Here is a 14,026-nt window from a genome sequence, read left to right on the forward strand (position 1 = left end):
AACGCGGTGCCCGGGTTCTGCGCTCCGTCGCGGGCGCGGCGTCAGGAGCGGACCAGGCCCGCGCTGTATGCAGCAGCGGCTGCTGGCGCTCGGTCGGCGTCCAATTAATGCGCTGGTCGATATCACCAACTACATGACCTTTGATCAGGGCCGGCCGATGCACGTCTTTGACGCTGCCAAGGTAAGCGGCAATCTGACCGTCCGCCGTGCCAGGGAAGGCGAGACGGTGCTGGCGCTCGACCAGCGTGAATACAAGCTTGGCCCTAACAATGTCGTGATCGCCGATGCGGACGGCATCGAGTCGATCGGCGGCATCATGGGCGGCGAGCATTCCGGCTGCGACGAAAACACGACCGACGTGCTGATCGAATGCGCGCTCTGGGACCCGATGAACATCGCCAAGTCCGGCCGCGCTCTGGGCATTATCACCGATGCCCGCTATCGCTTCGAGCGCGGCGTCGATCCGGAATATATGGTTCCTGGTCTGGAGCGCACGACGGAACTCGTTCTTGAACTTTGCGGCGGCACGCCGGCGAAGGCGGATGTCGTCGGCTACAAGGGCTATCAGCCGAAGATCGTCGATTTTCCCTACTGGGAGGTCAGGCGCCTGACCGGCCTCGAAGTCTCGACTGAGGAGAGTAAGGATATCCTGACCCGCCTCGGCTTTGAGGTGTCGGGCTCGGGCGAAAGCGTCTCGGTCGCCGTTCCTTCCTGGCGTCCGGACGTCGGCGGTAAGGCCGACCTCGTCGAGGAAGTCATGCGCATCCACGGCGTCGACAACATCAAGCCGGCGCCGTTGGAAAGCCATGCAGCCGTGAACGGCAAGATTCTGACGACGCTGCAGATCCGCACGCGTATGGCCAAGCGGGCGCTCGCCTCGCGCGGCATGCTGGAGGCCGTCACCTGGTCCTTCATTTCGCAAGAGCAGGCGAAGCTCTTCGGCGGCGGCTCGCCGGCCCTCAAGCTTGCGAACCCGATCGCAGCCGAAATGTCCGACATGCGCCCGTCGCTTTTGCCGGGTTTGTTGATGGCTGCGCAGCGAAACGCCGACAAGGGCTACGGCGATGTGACCATCTTCGAAGTTTCCGGAACCTATGAGAATGACAGGCCGGAAGGCCAGCGCCGTGTTGCCGGTGGCATTCGCCGCGGTACGGCGTCGCTCACCGGCGCCGGCCGCATGTGGTCGAACAATTTGAAGGGCGGCGGCAAGCCGGTCGATGTCTTCGACGCCAAGGCCGATGCGCTGGCGGTGATCGAGGCCTGCGGCCTTCCGATGGGCAACATCCAGATAGAGCAGGGCGGACCGGAATGGTATCACCCCGGTCGTTCCGGCACCATCAAGATGGGTCCGAAGGTCGTGCTGGGCTATTTCGGCGAATTCCATCCTTCGACGCTCGAAGCGCTCGATGTCTCAGGCGCGCTCTGCGGCTTCGAGGTCTATATCGACGCTATGCCCGAGCCGAAGAAGAAGGCGACACGCACCAAGCCGGCGCTGGAGCTTTCGCCCTTCCAAGCCGTCAAGCGCGATTTCGCTTTCGTCGTCGACAAGACGGTTGAAGCAGGCACGATCATAAAGGCTGCGAGCGGTGCCGACCGCAAGCTGGTCACCGGTGTCAACGTCTTCGACATCTTCGAAGGCGGATCGCTTGGCGAGGGCAAGAAGTCGGTTGCGATCGAAGTGCAGATCCAGCCCGTCGAGCGAACGTTGACGGACGAGGATTTTGAGGCTTTGACGCAGAAGATCGTGGCGAGCGTGACGAAGTTCACCGGCGGTGTGCTGCGAAGCTGACAAAGCTACCATGGCACTGCGGGCCGGCGGCTGCGCCGGCCTGGCTCATTGAAAGCTGCGCCGCCTAGGAGTGCAGGTAGTAGAGCTTGTTGACGATGGTCCATCGACCGTCGATCTTCAGCATCGACAGATAATCGGTAAAGCGCATCCCGGCGAATTCGTCAGTCACCTTCGCCATCGCGGCATCGCCTGCGACATCGATCATTGTTATATCCATATACGGTTGCGTTCCCGGCGGGGCGGCGCCTTCAGCGGTGATTGCAGCGATGAATTCGTCGCGCGTCAGCCATTCGACCGCGTGTTCATAGTGACCGATGATTGTGCTTTGCGGATGGAAGGCCTTTCGCAATGCAGCTTCGTTGGCAAACGTCATGCCTTCGACGTAGAGATGGACGACTGCTTCGATTGCCTGCTGTTCGGACATATCTTGCATCCTCCGTGTCGGCGTCATGATAACGCTGAAGGATTTAGAGGCGGGCGGTCCTTTGGCAAGCCGTGCCCATTCTGAAACAGCCGGTAAGACCGGCTGTTTCAGGGAGTTGTCGTCAAGCTGCGCGGGCGGCTTTCTGGTTTGCGGCGGTGATGGCGAGTTTCGTGAGCAACTTGTCAGTTGCCGTTTCTTCCTGCAGGGTCTGGTCCAGCAGCACGACGGCGTCCTTGTAGCCGAGGTTCTGCGCCCAGGTCTTCAGTGTGCCGTAACGGGCGATCTCGTAGTGCTCCACGGACTGCGCCGCAGAGATCAGGCCGGCGTCGACCGCGACCGTCCCTTTGAATTCTTCCATGATCTCTTCGCCCTCAGCGATGATGCCCTGAATTGCTTCGCACGTCTTGCCCTGAGCACGTTTGCCGGCAATCTCGAACACCTGCTGCAGGCGTTCTACATGGAGTTCGGTTTCTTCCTTGTGCTTTTCGAAACCCGCCTTCAGGTCGGCGGACTGAGCAGCGCGGGCCATCTTCGGCAGGGCGCGCAGAATCTGCCGCTCGGCGAAGTAGATATCCTTCAGAGTGTCGTAGTAGAGATCCTCAAGTGTCTTTCCCTTGGCCATTTCTTCGATCCTTGTTCTCGTTTTTGGAGTCACGCAGTCGTGAACCCTTAGAGAAGCGACCTAGTTGGAAATTGTTCCGCTGGAGCCCGCAATTTCCGGGTGGCAATAGCCGGATGACGGGATAGGTTCGTGCCGCCGATGGAGGAGAGACGCATGAAAAAGCCTGGGTCGATGAAATCGCTCGAGGATCTGGGCCGGACGCGGCTTTCGAAGAATTTCTTCCTCCGCGATTTCCTGCATTCCGAGATCGCCGATTTCTATCGTATTCCAAATATTCCAGACGACTCGGATCTTGCAGTTGAGGCAGGTAGGCGGCTTTGCAAGGAACTGCTCGAGCCGCTTCAAGCGACGTTCGGCAGGCTGCACATCCGCTCGGGCTACCGTTCTGCCGCCGTCAATGAATTTGGAAACAAAAACAAGCTCAACTGCTCGAGCAATGCCTCGAGTGCGGCGGACCATATCTGGGACCTGCGCGATTTCGATGGCTGCATGGGGGCGACGGCCTGTGTCGCCGTACCCTGGATGATCGATACTTATCGTGATGAGGAAGATTGGCAGAAGCTCGCGTGGTGGATCCACGATCATCTGCCCTACGCATCGCTCTGCTTCTTTCCAAAGCTATGGGCCTTTAATATCCAATGGCACGAGCGGCCGAAGCGTGCGATCCAGAGCTATGTGCGGCCGCGCGGAACTCTCACCAAGCCGGGCATGGCGAATTGGCAAGGCGATCATTCGAAATTCTACCAGGGATTTCCGCCGCTCAGAAACTGATGCGATAGCGAATGTGTCCGTCGCTTTCGACATAGCTGTCATAGAGCGCACGTGCCGTCTTGTTCTGTTCGTTCGTGTGCCAGTAAAGCCGCGACCAGCCGTACTGCTTGCAGAGCAAAATCAGGTCATCCATAAGCGCCCGGCCGACCCCTTTGCCGCGGGCGCCTGGGTGGACAAACAGGTCTTCGAGATAGCAGTCCTTGCCGCGAATCCACGTGCCTTCATGCGTCAGTGAGAGGGTGAACCCCATCACCTCTCCGTCGACTTCCGCAACGCGCATGAAGATTGCTGACGCCGGATCGAAAACCCGGCGCCACGTTGAATCGGTAATGTCCCCATCGACCGTGACTTCATAAAAGGCGAGGTAATCCTTCCAGAGTTCGCGCCAGCGCGCTTCGTCTTCCGGTCTAGCAGCGCGGATCGTCACGGTCATGTCATCCCCTCAGGCTCCTGCCCTGTCGAGCAGTCTCATTGCTTCGTCAGAAAGCTCAAGCTTCGCCGCCTTCACCAGACTATCGAGCTGTGAGGTGCTGGTAGCACTGGCGATCGGTGCCGTCACGCCTTTCTTGTTGAGCAGCCAGGCGAGGGAGATCTCGGCAGGTTTCGCGCTCGTTTCGGCGGAAATCTGATCGAGTGCGGCGAGAATGCGCATGCCCTTAGCGTCGAGATATTTCGCGACCCTATCTTTGCGGGCCTTGCCCTGCGTATCGGCCTTGCTGCGGTACTTACCGGAGAGAAAGCCGGCTGCGAGGCTGAAGTAGGTGATGACACCGATATCTTCCTTCACGCAAAGATCGGCAAGCTGGCCTTCGAAGCTCGATCGCTCATAAAGATTATATTCGGGTTGGAGCACATCGTAGCGAGGAACTCCAGCCTTCTCGGCGGCATCGAAGGATGCCTGAAGCTGGCCGGCATCGAGATTGGAGCAGCCGATCGCTCGGATTTTCCCCTGCTGCTTCAGCTTGGCGAAGGCGGCGAGCGTTTCTTCATAGGGTGTACTTTCGTCGGGCCAGTGGGAGAGGTAGAGGTCGATGTAATCCGTCTGCAGGCGGCGGAGCGAATCCTCCACGGCCTTGAGGATATATTGCTCTTTCAGCGACTTGCCTTGGCCCATGTCGGAGCCGACCTTGGTGATGATGACTGCCCTGTCGCGGGAAATCTTTCCGTTCTTCAGCCACTTGCCGATGATCTCCTCTGAATCGCCGCCTTTGTTGCCGGGCACCCAGGATGAATAGACGTCGGCCGTGTCGATGGTATTGAGACCTGCGTAGAAGAATGCATCGAGAATATCAAAGGACGTTTTCTCGTCGGCCGTCCATGCGAAGACATTTCCGCCGAAGACGATAGGCGAGATTGAAAGACCTGTTTTTCCGAGCCGGCGCATTTCCATGGCGCTATCCTAAATTGCTGATTTGATTGAAGTGCGGATGCGGCAGAACGTCGCCGAAAGTAAACTAGTGCAGGTTCCGGCAGAGGAAAACCAAACTTTCGTGATTTGTGCGCACGCCATTGCGTCACCCGCAACCCCTGAATAAGGTTGCGCCCATTCAAGCTCTGGGAGGCTAAGCCATGCTCCGTTTCGGTATTATTTCGACGGCAAAGATCGGCCGTGAACTCGTCGTTCCGGCCATTCAGGACGCGGAAAACTGCGTCGTCACTGCGATTGCCAGCCGCGACCTGAAAAAGGCGCGCGAAATGGCCGACCGCTTTTCCGTGCCGCATGCCTTCGGCTCCTATGAAGAGATGCTCGCCTCCGACGTGATCGACGCCGTCTACATTCCGCTGCCGACGTCGCAGCATGTCGAATGGACCATCAAGGCGGCAGACGCCGGCAAGCACGTCCTTTGCGAAAAACCGATCGCGCTCAATGCCGGCGAGATCGACAGCCTCATTGCTGCGCGCGATCGCAGCAAGGTCCTGATTACCGAAGCCTACATGGTGACCTACGCGCCGGTCTGGCGAAAGGTCCGCTCGCTGATCGCCGACGGCGCGATCGGCAAGCTTCGCCATGTCCAAGGCGCCTTCACCTATTTCAATCGCGATCCCGGCAACATGCGCAACATTCCCGAACTTGGCGGCGGCGGCCTGCCCGATATCGGCGTCTATCCGACGATCAGTACGCGCTTTTCGACGGGCAAGGAACCACTGCGCATCCAGGCCGTCACCGAACGTGACCCGGAATTCGGCACCGATATCTATTCGAGCGTGAAGGCCGACTTCGGCGATTTCGAGCTGAGCTTCTACATCTCCACCCAGATGGCAAACCGCCAGGTCATGGTGTTCCACGGCACGGAAGGCTATATCGAGGTGAAATCGCCATTCAACGCCGACCGCTGGGGACCGGAAGAACTGGAACTCGCTAACCGCAGCCATAGCGAGTCGACCATCTTCCGCTTCCAGGACAGCCGCCAATACAAATGTGAAGCAGAAGCTTTCGCCCGCGCTGCCAGGGGCGAGAAGGAAGAGGTCGTGACGCTCGAAAATTCGAAGCTGAACCAAAAGGTAATCGACGCGATCTATCGCGCCAGCGAGAAGGACGGCTGGGAGCCTGTTTGATTATTCGCGAAATGCGAACCGGATGTAGCCGAAAATTGCAAAGCACAGTGTAGAGGCGGAGGCGAAAACCATCGCCGCCAACGGCTGCAGGGACGGCAATACCATTATGAGCGTGGCGTAGAGACCATAATTCAAGATCGCCGCAATCAGCACGATGGCGACGATCCCGGCGCGGCCGACCGACAGCCGGCCGCCCGTCGTGAAATCGATGCGTCGCAGCATAGCGAGCATAATGCCAAGGATTGCAACAAGGCTCACTGCCCGTGTCAATAGCGGGCCTTGCATCACCTTCAGCAGCAAATGGAAGAGTAGCGTTTCGGCCGCCAATCCAAGCAGCGACAATGCGGCAAAGCGCAGAAGCGACCCGCTTCGATTGAGAGAGGCGTCAGCCATTGATCGCAAGCATGCCAGCAACGATGAAAGCCGCGCCAATGGCGTAGCGAACAGTGAGGGCTTCTCCAAGAAAGACCTGCGCCAGCAAAGGCACGAAACAGAAGGTCAATCCCATAAAGGAGTAAGCAATCGTCAGCGGGACGGCTTTCAGGACGTAAATCCAGATAATTGTTCCGAGACCGTAAAGGAGTAGCGCTGCAAGCAACACCGGATTGAGAAGCAGAGCAAGAATATTGCGGACACTGAGCTCGCCTGTCGCTGCGCTCGCCAGTTTGAACAGCACCTGGCCCGCGGCAATCAGCAGTGGCGTGCCGATAAGGCCAATCCATGTTGCGGTCGAAAAAGTGGAAAGCATCGAACCGTCCTTCAATCCGCTGCACCTCTTTTTTCCGAATAGAAGATGTCGCGACCGATATCCTCGCAGACAAATGCTGGAGGCACCGGGTGGACAGCTCTCAGGAATGAGTGCGTATAAGGGAAGAAGTTGAAGTGCGGATTGAACGTGTAGCGATATTCGCGTTCCCTCGGCACAACGATGATCAGGCGGCGTTTTGCAATCCGGCGCAGTTCCGCAATCGCTTGCCGGTAGTCGAGAATATGCTCGATCACATGCGTGCAGATGACCGTGTCGAATTCCGCGTCTGCAAAGGGGAGGTTTTCGACCTTGGCCGCGACGTATTCGATGCCAGGCAGTCGTGATGCGTCTTCAATCACGAAGTCGACGCCTGTAAGGCGGTTGAGCCCAGGATGCGTCGCCTGGATGCTGCGGAGCAGCGAACCCGTGCCGCAGCCGATATCGCAGACGCTCTCTCCGGCGATCGATCCGAGGATGCGGCTGATGCAGGCCGCAGAATTGTCCGTGCCCTCGTGAACACGGGGATGCTTGCGGTAAAGCTCGGCATATTCCTCTGCCGAAAGAAACGGTGCTCGCTCGCGAAATTTCGCCAAGTGCGTGATATGGTCGCCCCAGACGCGCCGCGCCGCCCAGCGAAACGCACCGGAATCACGGACAAACGGCGGCAGGATGTCTTCCAGCACGAAACGAATACGGTTTGTGGTTTCTCTGTTCATGAAAAGAGCGTCACCTTTGAGCGGAAGCAACTATGCGATACGCGTGGTCCTGCCACCTTGCGCGGTTTCAATGGACTTTTCCGGCGCTAAACCCTGGCTCGGCGCGGCGACGTTGAGGTAGTGAATGCGAAGCTGTTCGGCACGCGAGCGGGCGACGGAATCAAGGATCAGGCCCGCTGTAAAGACCATGAAGGAGATCATCATCAGCGCCAGGGAGAGAACCCATGTCGGCATGCGGTTGACAAGCCCGGTCTCGAAGTATTCCGCCAGCACAGGCGCCATGAAAGCCATGCTCGACAGCATGAAGAACGCGCTGATGAGGCCGAAGAAGACAAAGGGCCGCGTTTCCTTCATGAGCATGGCGAACATCCAGAGAATCTTGCCGCCGTCCTTCAAGGTCGAGAGTTTCGAGTGCGAACCTTCCGGGCGACGGCCGTAATCGAGTTCCAGCTCGGCGACCGGCAGCTTGAGCCGAGAGGCGTGGACGGACATTTCGGTCTCGATCTCGAAGCCGGCGGAAACGGCCGGGAAGCTCTTGACGAAACGGCGCGAGAAGGCCCGGTAGCCTGAGAAAATATCGGTGAAGTCCGGACCGAAGATCGTGCGGTAGAGAATGTTGAAGATGCGGTTGCCGAAAGCATGTCCGTTGCGCCCGGCGTCGGAATGAACGCCGCGACGCGTTCCGACCACCATGTCAGCGCGTTCGGTCAGCAGCGTGCGGATCAGCTCTTCGCCGTCTTCGGGCGCATAAGTGCCGTCGCCATCCGCCATCAGATAGATGTCGGCGTCGATATCGGCGAACATGCGGCGGACGACATGGCCCTTACCCTGGCGCCGTTCGCGCACGACAGCGGCGCCGGCCAGCATCGCATGGAGCGCGGTGCCGTCTGTCGAATTGTTGTCGTAGACATGAATCTGCGCTTGCGGCAGTGCCGCTTTGAAGCCGCGGACGACTGCACCGATCGTGGCCGCTTCGTTGTAGCACGGAAGCAGCACAGCGATGTTTGGCGTTCTGGTCTGCGATCGTGTCATGATGCCACTTGCCATTGACAATTGGCGCGCAGTCTAAAACATGCAGCGTTAATAAGACCCTATAACGCGGCAAGAATCGGCAGCCATCCGGACGCTTTACACTTTCTTGATCTGCAAAAGCTAAAGTTCGCGCAGCTCAGGACGGGACAAGGAATGGCGAACGTCGCAGGAATGACCGGCAATTCAGCTTCAAAATCTTCGCCGCCCATCGTGTCGCTTGCCGCTGTCCGCATGCTTCTCACGCGTCTGTTGCCGTCCGTGTCGCTTTATAGCGCGGTGCTGATCGCGTCCATTTTGCCGGTGAAGCTGATCGGGGCGAAAGACTATGTCGGTCCTGACAACGACGACGGCATGCGGCTCGTCGAAGTAAGGGATTTTCTTTCTGGGCAGAGCTGGTTCGATTTGACGCAATACCGGCTCGGCGTTGATGGCACGCTGATGCACTGGTCGCGGCTGATCGATTTGCCGATCGCAGGGCTCATCAAATTCTTCGGTTTGTTTCTGGCGGCCGAGCAGGCCGAGGCCGTGGCGCTCGCGATCTGGCCCGTCTCACTCGCCCTCCCTCTCATGCTTGCGATGGCGATTGCAGGCCGCCGCATCGGCGGCGTTCCTGCCATGCATGTCTCTCTGGTGATGACCGCACTAGGCGTATGGACCAGCAACCGTTTCGTGCCGGGTGCGATCGATCATCACAACGTGCAGATCGGGCTTGTCGCGATGATGACGGCAATGCTTCTCGATGAGGAGCATCAGGCCTGGAGCTATATCGTCGCAGCCTCGATGGCGGCACTCGCGATCGCCATTGGGGTCGAGACAACACCTTTCGTCGCAGCGGTTTGCCTCGTCGTCGCTCTTCATTGGGCCTGGGTGGGGCAGGCCTTTCAGAAGGCTGCCAAAGCATTCGGGCTGACGCTCACGCTGGCCGTCAGTATTCTGTTCTTCTCGACCATGCCGCCCCGGCTTTATTCGACCGTGACCTGTGACAATTTTTCGCTTGGTTTTTACGGCCTTACTGCGATCGGCGGTGGAATGCTTTCCGTTGTGGCTGTTTTCGCAAGCAGCGCGTCGAGAATAGGACGCTTCGTTGCACTCGGTGGTATCGGCAGCACCGTTGCAGCTTCGGCCATGGTGATCGCGCCCCCAATGCCTGCATAATCCGCTTGATGATCTCGATCCAATGCTCGTTGAGCTGTGGCTGAACAATATTTCAGAAGCGCGCTCCATGCTCGACATGATCCGCAACGAGCCTTTCGGCATCGGTGCCTTTTACGCAGCCGGTCTTTTGGGCATTGCTGTCAGCGCATTCCGAATCCTCTATCGCGACAGGGTGCGGATTCACGCCATCCTGCTTTTCCTGCTCGTCCTCTGCTGGGCCATCGGCCTGATGCAGGTGCGCGGGGCACCCTTTGCAAATCTGATCGCTATCCTGCCGCTCGCGCTGCTTATTGTCGACATCCGCCGTATATCCAACAGCGATCGGGAAAATGTCGCTGTCGCATTCTGTTACATCATGCTGGTGCTTGCCAGCGTACCTGCTGTTTGGGCCGTTGCTGGAGCCTTCGTTGAGCTGCAGAGGCAAACGGAGGAGGACAAGAACGAAGCGAAAGACGAGGAAAACAAGCCTTCGTGTATCTCAAGAGAGGCTCTTGCGCCGCTGAATGCGATGCCTGTCGGCATGGTGGCGGCTTCATCTGAACTCGGCGTGCCGATCCTCCGCTTTACGAGGCAGCATGTTCTGACCGCACCTTATCATCGCAATCCCCGGGGTATGCTGACCGAAATGCATATCGGCCTCTCGGAACCTAAGGATGCAGAGGCCTTCCTGAGGGGGGCGGACGTTCATGTTTTGGCTTTCTGTCGCGACGATTATCCGACGATGCAGTTCGCAAAACTGAAGCCGGAGGGACTTTATTCTCAATTGGCGAAGGGCAATGTGCCGTCCTACCTCCAACCGCTTCCCAAGGCTGCGGGCGTTGGGGTGCAGTTCTTTCTCTTCAAGCCGGAAAATTGAGCGCCAACCCGATGCTCTACTGATCTTTCCCTCCGCTTTCGCTAGAAAGGAAGGATGAGCAATGTCTTCGACACCGATTCGCCCACCAACCTGACTGAATATTCGGTCTCCGAACTTTCGGGATCGATCAAGCGCACGGTCGAGACTGCTTTCGACCAGGTCCGGGTGCGTGGCGAAATCTCCGGCTATCGCGGCCCGCATTCATCGGGGCATGCCTATTTCTCGCTGAAGGACGATCGCGCCCGTATCGACGCCGTCATCTGGAAAGGCACGTTCTCGCGGCTAAGGTTCCGGCCGGAAGAAGGCATGGAGGTGATTGCCACCGGCAAGGTGACGACCTTTCCTGGCTCGTCGAAATACCAGATCGTCATTGAAACGCTGGAGCCCGCGGGTGCGGGCGCGCTGATGGCGTTGATCGAGGAGCGCAAGCGCAAGCTTGGTGCTGAGGGTCTTTTCGACGCGGCACGCAAGAGGCGGCTGCCGTTCATGCCGAGGGTCATCGGCGTCGTCACGTCGCCAACGGGCGCCGTCATTCGCGATATCCTGCACCGCATTTCCGATCGTTTTCCAGTCCATGTCATCGTCTGGCCTGTCAAGGTGCAGGGCGATGGGTCCGGCGAGGAGGTGGCCAATGCCATCCGCGGTTTCAACGGCTTCCAGCCGGGCGGCGAAATGCCGAGGCCTGATGTGCTGATCGTCGCGCGTGGTGGCGGCAGCTTGGAAGATCTCTGGAGCTTCAATGACGAGATTGTCGTGCGCGCCGCTGCTGAAAGTGAAGTTCCGCTTATCTCGGCGGTTGGCCACGAAACTGACTGGACGCTGATTGACTATGCGGCCGATATGCGCGCGCCGACGCCGACGGGGGCTGCGGAAATGGCCGTTCCCGTCAAAGCCGAACTGGACGCCCAGGTTTCTGCCCTTTCGGCCCGTCTGCAAGGCTGCGTGGGCCGTCAGATGGATCACAGGCGGCAGTCCGTTCGGGCATTGATGCGAGCGCTGCCGTCGCTCGATCAGTTGCTGGCGCTGCCGCGCCGACGCTTTGATGAAGCGGCCGCAGGCCTCGGCCGCGGGCTGGAGCTCAACACAATCAACAAGCGCCGCAGCTTCGAGCGTACCGCATCGCATCTGAGGCCGGACGTTCTATCGAACCGCATTGCCGAGCGCCGCCGGATGCTTGCCGAGCGGATGACGCGCGCCGAGCGCACGGTGGAGCGACTGATCGATCGCTCCAGGTCCCGTGTCGGGCGGGCCGATGCCGTCTTTGCGTCCTTGCCGGCGCGGCTGAAGACGCAGACGGCCCGCATGCGCGACCATCTGGCAAACCTGTCCCGTCACGCCGATTCCGCTGTCCGCCATCAGTTGACACGGGCAAGGGGCGAGCTTTCGGCACAGGACCGCGTATTGCAGTCCCTTTCCTACAAGAACGTTCTGAAGCGTGGTTATGCAGTCATCCGCGATGATGAGAACCGGCCGGTCTCGCAGGCCGCGGCTCTTTCAGCCGGCCTGGGCATTTCGATCGAGTTTGCTGACGGCCGCATCGGCGCCGTGACAACCGAAGGCGGTGCGCCACCGAGGAAACGCTTGCCGAAGCCTGACGAGCCCACCATGCCGCCGAAGCAGGGTAGCCTGTTCTAGGAGAACCGATGCGTATCCTGCTGGTGCTCGCCCATCCGCTTAACGAGAGTTTTGCTGCCGCTGTTGCAAGGACTGCGTGTGAAGCTTTGGCAGAAGCTGGTCATGCGGTCGATCTGCTCGATCTCTACGCCGAGGAATTCGACCCTTGCCTCACGAAGGCCGAGCGCAGCGGTTACTTCGACATCCCCTATGACACCTCCGGCGTCTCCAAGATTGTGGAGCGGTTGAAGGTGGCCGATGGATTGATCCTCGTCTTTCCGCAATGGTGGTTCAATTTTCCGGCGATCCTCAAGGGGTTCTTCGACCGGGTCTTTGCGCCCGGTGTTGCCTTCTCGCATGATACGGCCGGCGGGCGGATCGTTCCGCAGCTGACAAACATTAAGCTGCTTTGGGCTCTGACAACGACGGGCTCGCCGTGGTGGCTGGTTCATCTCTACATGGGCAATCCCGTGCGCCGGCTACTGAAGCGCGGCATTGCGAATTTCTGCTCCAGGGGCCTCAATTTTCGAATGCTCAGCCTGCACGACATGGACCGCGCGACGGCCACCAAACGCCAAGCTCATCTTGATCGCGTGCGCAAGGCGTTGAGCGCGATCTGACTATTCGAAGTTCGCGAGGAACTTGCGCAGCAGCGCATCGAGGGCTGCCTTGTCTTCATCGCTGAGGTTCTCGATAAGCCGCTGCTGATTTGCAACGTGGGCACCGACCGCGCTCTCGACGGCCGCAAAACCATCCTCCGTCAATGCAATCAGCACGCTTCGCCGGTCGTCGGGGTTGAGAACGCGTTCAACGAAACCTGCTTTCTCGAGCTGGTCGATGCGGTTGGTCATCGTACCGGAGCTCACCATTGTCATCGCCAGCAGATCGCCAGGCGAGAGGCGATAGGGTTTTCCAGAACGCCGCAGCGTTGCCAGCACGTCAAAGGCGGATGACGAGAGCCCGTGCTGCAGCAGGACTTGCTCTACCTCGCGTCCGAGATGTGTCGTCAGCCGTTTCAGGCGCCCCAGGATACCCATGGCTTCCACATCGAGGTCGGGCCGCTCACATTGCCATTGGGACAGGATTTTATCGACGCGGTCCATTGCTTCTTCATCCCTTCGATAATCAAGCGATAGCACGATATGTCTTGACGTCAAGATAAATGACGATAAGTTGAATTTATCTTGAGGTAGAGATTCTTGACATGAAGAAAAATAGCACATATGCAGCCGATGTCCTGATGACTGCCATCGCGCCCGCCATCTGGGGCAGCACCTATTTCGTAACGACCGCCTTCCTGCCTGCCGGCTATCCGCTGACCGTTGCAATGCTGCGCGCTTTGCCTGCCGGTCTCCTCTTGCTCGTCACCATCCGTCGCCTGCCGTTTGGTATCTGGTGGGGCAGGGTGTTCATCCTCGGCGCGCTCAATTTCTCGTTCTTCTGGGCAATGCTTTTCGTTTCGGCTTACCGGCTTCCGGGCGGTGTCGCCGCGACTGTCGGGGCTATTCAGCCGCTGATCGTCATCGCGTTATCGCGCCTCTTTCTTGGCAGGCCGATCAAGCTTCTTGCCGTAATTGCCGGTTTGGCCGGAATGGTTGGCGTCGCGCTGTTGGTGTTGACACCCAAGGCTGCGCTCGATCCGCTCGGCGTTGCCGCCGGTCTGGCCGGCGCCGTAGCAATGGCCATCGGCACGGGGCTGACGCGCCGTTGGACGACGCCGGTCGCCCACCTCGCATTCACGGG

Annotated in this window: 15 protein-coding genes and 1 pseudogene; 7 read left to right on the forward strand and 9 right to left on the reverse strand. The window is 59.0% G+C overall.

Going from position 1 to position 14,026, the window contains the following annotated elements:
* Nucleotides 1-1,789: phenylalanine--tRNA ligase subunit beta (gene pheT, locus C9413_RS15440; protein WP_170250611.1), on the forward strand; the 1,789-nt coding region annotated here is incomplete at its 5' end.
* Between the two features lie 64 nt (nt 1,790-1,853).
* On the opposite strand, the gene C9413_RS15445 is transcribed toward pheT, so the two are convergent.
* Together C9413_RS15445 and C9413_RS15450 are read right to left on the reverse strand one after the other, a co-directional pair.
* On the reverse strand, nt 1,854-2,213 hold the full coding sequence (locus C9413_RS15445; protein ID WP_039843611.1) for a nuclear transport factor 2 family protein: 360 nt from the start codon (nt 2,211-2,213) through the stop codon (nt 1,854-1,856).
* 121 nt (nt 2,214-2,334) lie between these two features.
* Nucleotides 2,335-2,835, reverse strand: coding sequence for a ferritin-like domain-containing protein (locus C9413_RS15450; protein WP_039843612.1), 501 nt, complete (start codon nt 2,833-2,835; stop codon nt 2,335-2,337).
* 153 nt (nt 2,836-2,988) lie between these two features.
* Here C9413_RS15450 and C9413_RS15455 point away from each other — a divergent pair, with 153 nt between their 5' ends.
* Nucleotides 2,989-3,606, forward strand: coding sequence for a hypothetical protein (locus tag C9413_RS15455; protein WP_039843613.1), 618 nt, complete (start codon nt 2,989-2,991; stop codon nt 3,604-3,606).
* Here the strand turns inward: C9413_RS15455 and C9413_RS15460 are convergent.
* Together C9413_RS15460 and C9413_RS15465 are read right to left on the reverse strand one after the other, a co-directional pair.
* Nucleotides 3,596-4,039, reverse strand: coding sequence for a GNAT family N-acetyltransferase (locus C9413_RS15460; protein WP_039843614.1), 444 nt, complete (start codon nt 4,037-4,039; stop codon nt 3,596-3,598). The genes C9413_RS15455 and C9413_RS15460 overlap by 11 nt on opposite strands.
* A 9-nt stretch (nt 4,040-4,048) precedes the next feature.
* Nucleotides 4,049-4,996, reverse strand: coding sequence for an aldo/keto reductase (locus C9413_RS15465; RefSeq protein ID WP_039843615.1), 948 nt, complete (start codon nt 4,994-4,996; stop codon nt 4,049-4,051).
* A 179-nt stretch (nt 4,997-5,175) separates the two neighbouring features.
* Between C9413_RS15465 and C9413_RS15470 the strand changes: the two genes are divergently transcribed.
* Nucleotides 5,176-6,162 carry a Gfo/Idh/MocA family oxidoreductase gene (locus tag C9413_RS15470; protein WP_039843616.1) on the forward strand — a complete coding sequence of 329 codons (987 nt, stop codon included), beginning with the start codon at nt 5,176-5,178 and terminating at the stop codon, nt 6,160-6,162.
* Here the strand turns inward: C9413_RS15470 and C9413_RS15475 are convergent, their stop codons facing one another.
* The 4 genes from C9413_RS15475 to C9413_RS15490 are packed head-to-tail and all read right to left on the reverse strand — an operon-like array spanning nt 6,163 to nt 8,658.
* Nucleotides 6,163-6,555, reverse strand: coding sequence for a hypothetical protein (locus C9413_RS15475; protein WP_052451468.1), 393 nt, complete (start codon nt 6,553-6,555; stop codon nt 6,163-6,165).
* Nucleotides 6,548-6,910 (reverse strand): transporter, encoded by a 363-nt coding sequence (locus C9413_RS15480; RefSeq protein ID WP_039846579.1) that lies wholly within the window; start codon nt 6,908-6,910, stop codon nt 6,548-6,550. The genes C9413_RS15475 and C9413_RS15480 overlap by 8 nt, the downstream gene beginning before the upstream one ends.
* Nucleotides 6,911-6,921: 11 nt before the next feature.
* Entirely contained in the window at nt 6,922-7,626 is a 705-nt protein-coding gene (locus C9413_RS15485) for a class I SAM-dependent methyltransferase (RefSeq protein WP_039846580.1), read from the reverse strand.
* Nucleotides 7,627-7,656: 30 nt separating this feature from the next.
* Nucleotides 7,657-8,658: a glycosyltransferase gene (locus C9413_RS15490; protein WP_039846581.1), complete on the reverse strand. Its 1,002-nt coding sequence runs from the start codon at nt 8,656-8,658 to the stop codon at nt 7,657-7,659.
* A 171-nt stretch (nt 8,659-8,829) separates the two neighbouring features.
* Here C9413_RS15490 and C9413_RS15495 point away from each other — a divergent pair.
* From C9413_RS15495 to C9413_RS15505, 3 genes and pseudogenes are all read left to right on the forward strand, one after another.
* A pseudogene (locus tag C9413_RS15495) lies at nt 8,830-10,669 on the forward strand (hypothetical protein).
* 54 nt (nt 10,670-10,723) lie between these two features.
* Nucleotides 10,724-12,304: an exodeoxyribonuclease VII large subunit gene (gene xseA / locus C9413_RS15500; RefSeq protein WP_170250612.1), complete on the forward strand. Its 1,581-nt coding sequence runs from the start codon at nt 10,724-10,726 to the stop codon at nt 12,302-12,304.
* A gap of 8 nt (nt 12,305-12,312) precedes the next feature.
* Nucleotides 12,313-12,903, forward strand: a complete 591-nt coding sequence (locus C9413_RS15505; protein WP_039843619.1) for an NAD(P)H-dependent oxidoreductase — start codon at nt 12,313-12,315, stop codon at nt 12,901-12,903.
* Here the strand turns inward: C9413_RS15505 and C9413_RS15510 are convergent, their stop codons facing one another.
* Nucleotides 12,904-13,386 (reverse strand): MarR family transcriptional regulator, encoded by a 483-nt coding sequence (locus C9413_RS15510; RefSeq protein WP_039843620.1) that lies wholly within the window; start codon nt 13,384-13,386, stop codon nt 12,904-12,906.
* 101 nt (nt 13,387-13,487) lie between these two features.
* On the opposite strand from C9413_RS15510, the gene C9413_RS15515 reads away from it, so the two are divergent.
* On the forward strand, nt 13,488-14,026 hold a 539-nt coding region (locus C9413_RS15515; protein WP_170250613.1), incomplete at its 3' end, for a DMT family transporter.

This window comes from Rhizobium sp. SEMIA 4085, assembly GCF_013004495.1.
Taxonomy (GTDB): Bacteria; Pseudomonadota; Alphaproteobacteria; order Rhizobiales; family Rhizobiaceae; genus Rhizobium; species Rhizobium gallicum.

Bases quoted from the DNA above. Each gene is read 5' to 3' on its own strand.
- C9413_RS15510 (WP_039843620.1), bottom strand. From the start codon at position 13,386: ATGGACCGCGTCGATAAAATCCTGTCCCAATGGCAATGTGAGCGGCCC.
- C9413_RS15445 (WP_039843611.1), bottom strand. From the start codon at position 2,213: ATGTCCGAACAGCAGGCAATCGAAGCAGTCGTCCATCTCTACGTCGAA.
- C9413_RS15505 (WP_039843619.1), top strand. From the start codon at position 12,313: ATGCGTATCCTGCTGGTGCTCGCCCATCCGCTTAACGAGAGTTTTGCT.
- C9413_RS15465 (WP_039843615.1), bottom strand. From the start codon at position 4,996: ATGGAAATGCGCCGGCTCGGAAAAACAGGTCTTTCAATCTCGCCTATC.
- xseA (WP_170250612.1), top strand. From the start codon at position 10,724: ATGAGCAATGTCTTCGACACCGATTCGCCCACCAACCTGACTGAATAT.
- C9413_RS15485 (WP_039846580.1), bottom strand. From the start codon at position 7,626: ATGAACAGAGAAACCACAAACCGTATTCGTTTCGTGCTGGAAGACATC.
- C9413_RS15470 (WP_039843616.1), top strand. From the start codon at position 5,176: ATGCTCCGTTTCGGTATTATTTCGACGGCAAAGATCGGCCGTGAACTC.
- C9413_RS15475 (WP_052451468.1), bottom strand. From the start codon at position 6,555: ATGGCTGACGCCTCTCTCAATCGAAGCGGGTCGCTTCTGCGCTTTGCC.
- C9413_RS15450 (WP_039843612.1), bottom strand. From the start codon at position 2,835: ATGGCCAAGGGAAAGACACTTGAGGATCTCTACTACGACACTCTGAAG.
- C9413_RS15455 (WP_039843613.1), top strand. From the start codon at position 2,989: ATGAAAAAGCCTGGGTCGATGAAATCGCTCGAGGATCTGGGCCGGACG.
- C9413_RS15460 (WP_039843614.1), bottom strand. From the start codon at position 4,039: ATGACCGTGACGATCCGCGCTGCTAGACCGGAAGACGAAGCGCGCTGG.
- C9413_RS15490 (WP_039846581.1), bottom strand. From the start codon at position 8,658: ATGACACGATCGCAGACCAGAACGCCAAACATCGCTGTGCTGCTTCCG.
- C9413_RS15480 (WP_039846579.1), bottom strand. From the start codon at position 6,910: ATGCTTTCCACTTTTTCGACCGCAACATGGATTGGCCTTATCGGCACG.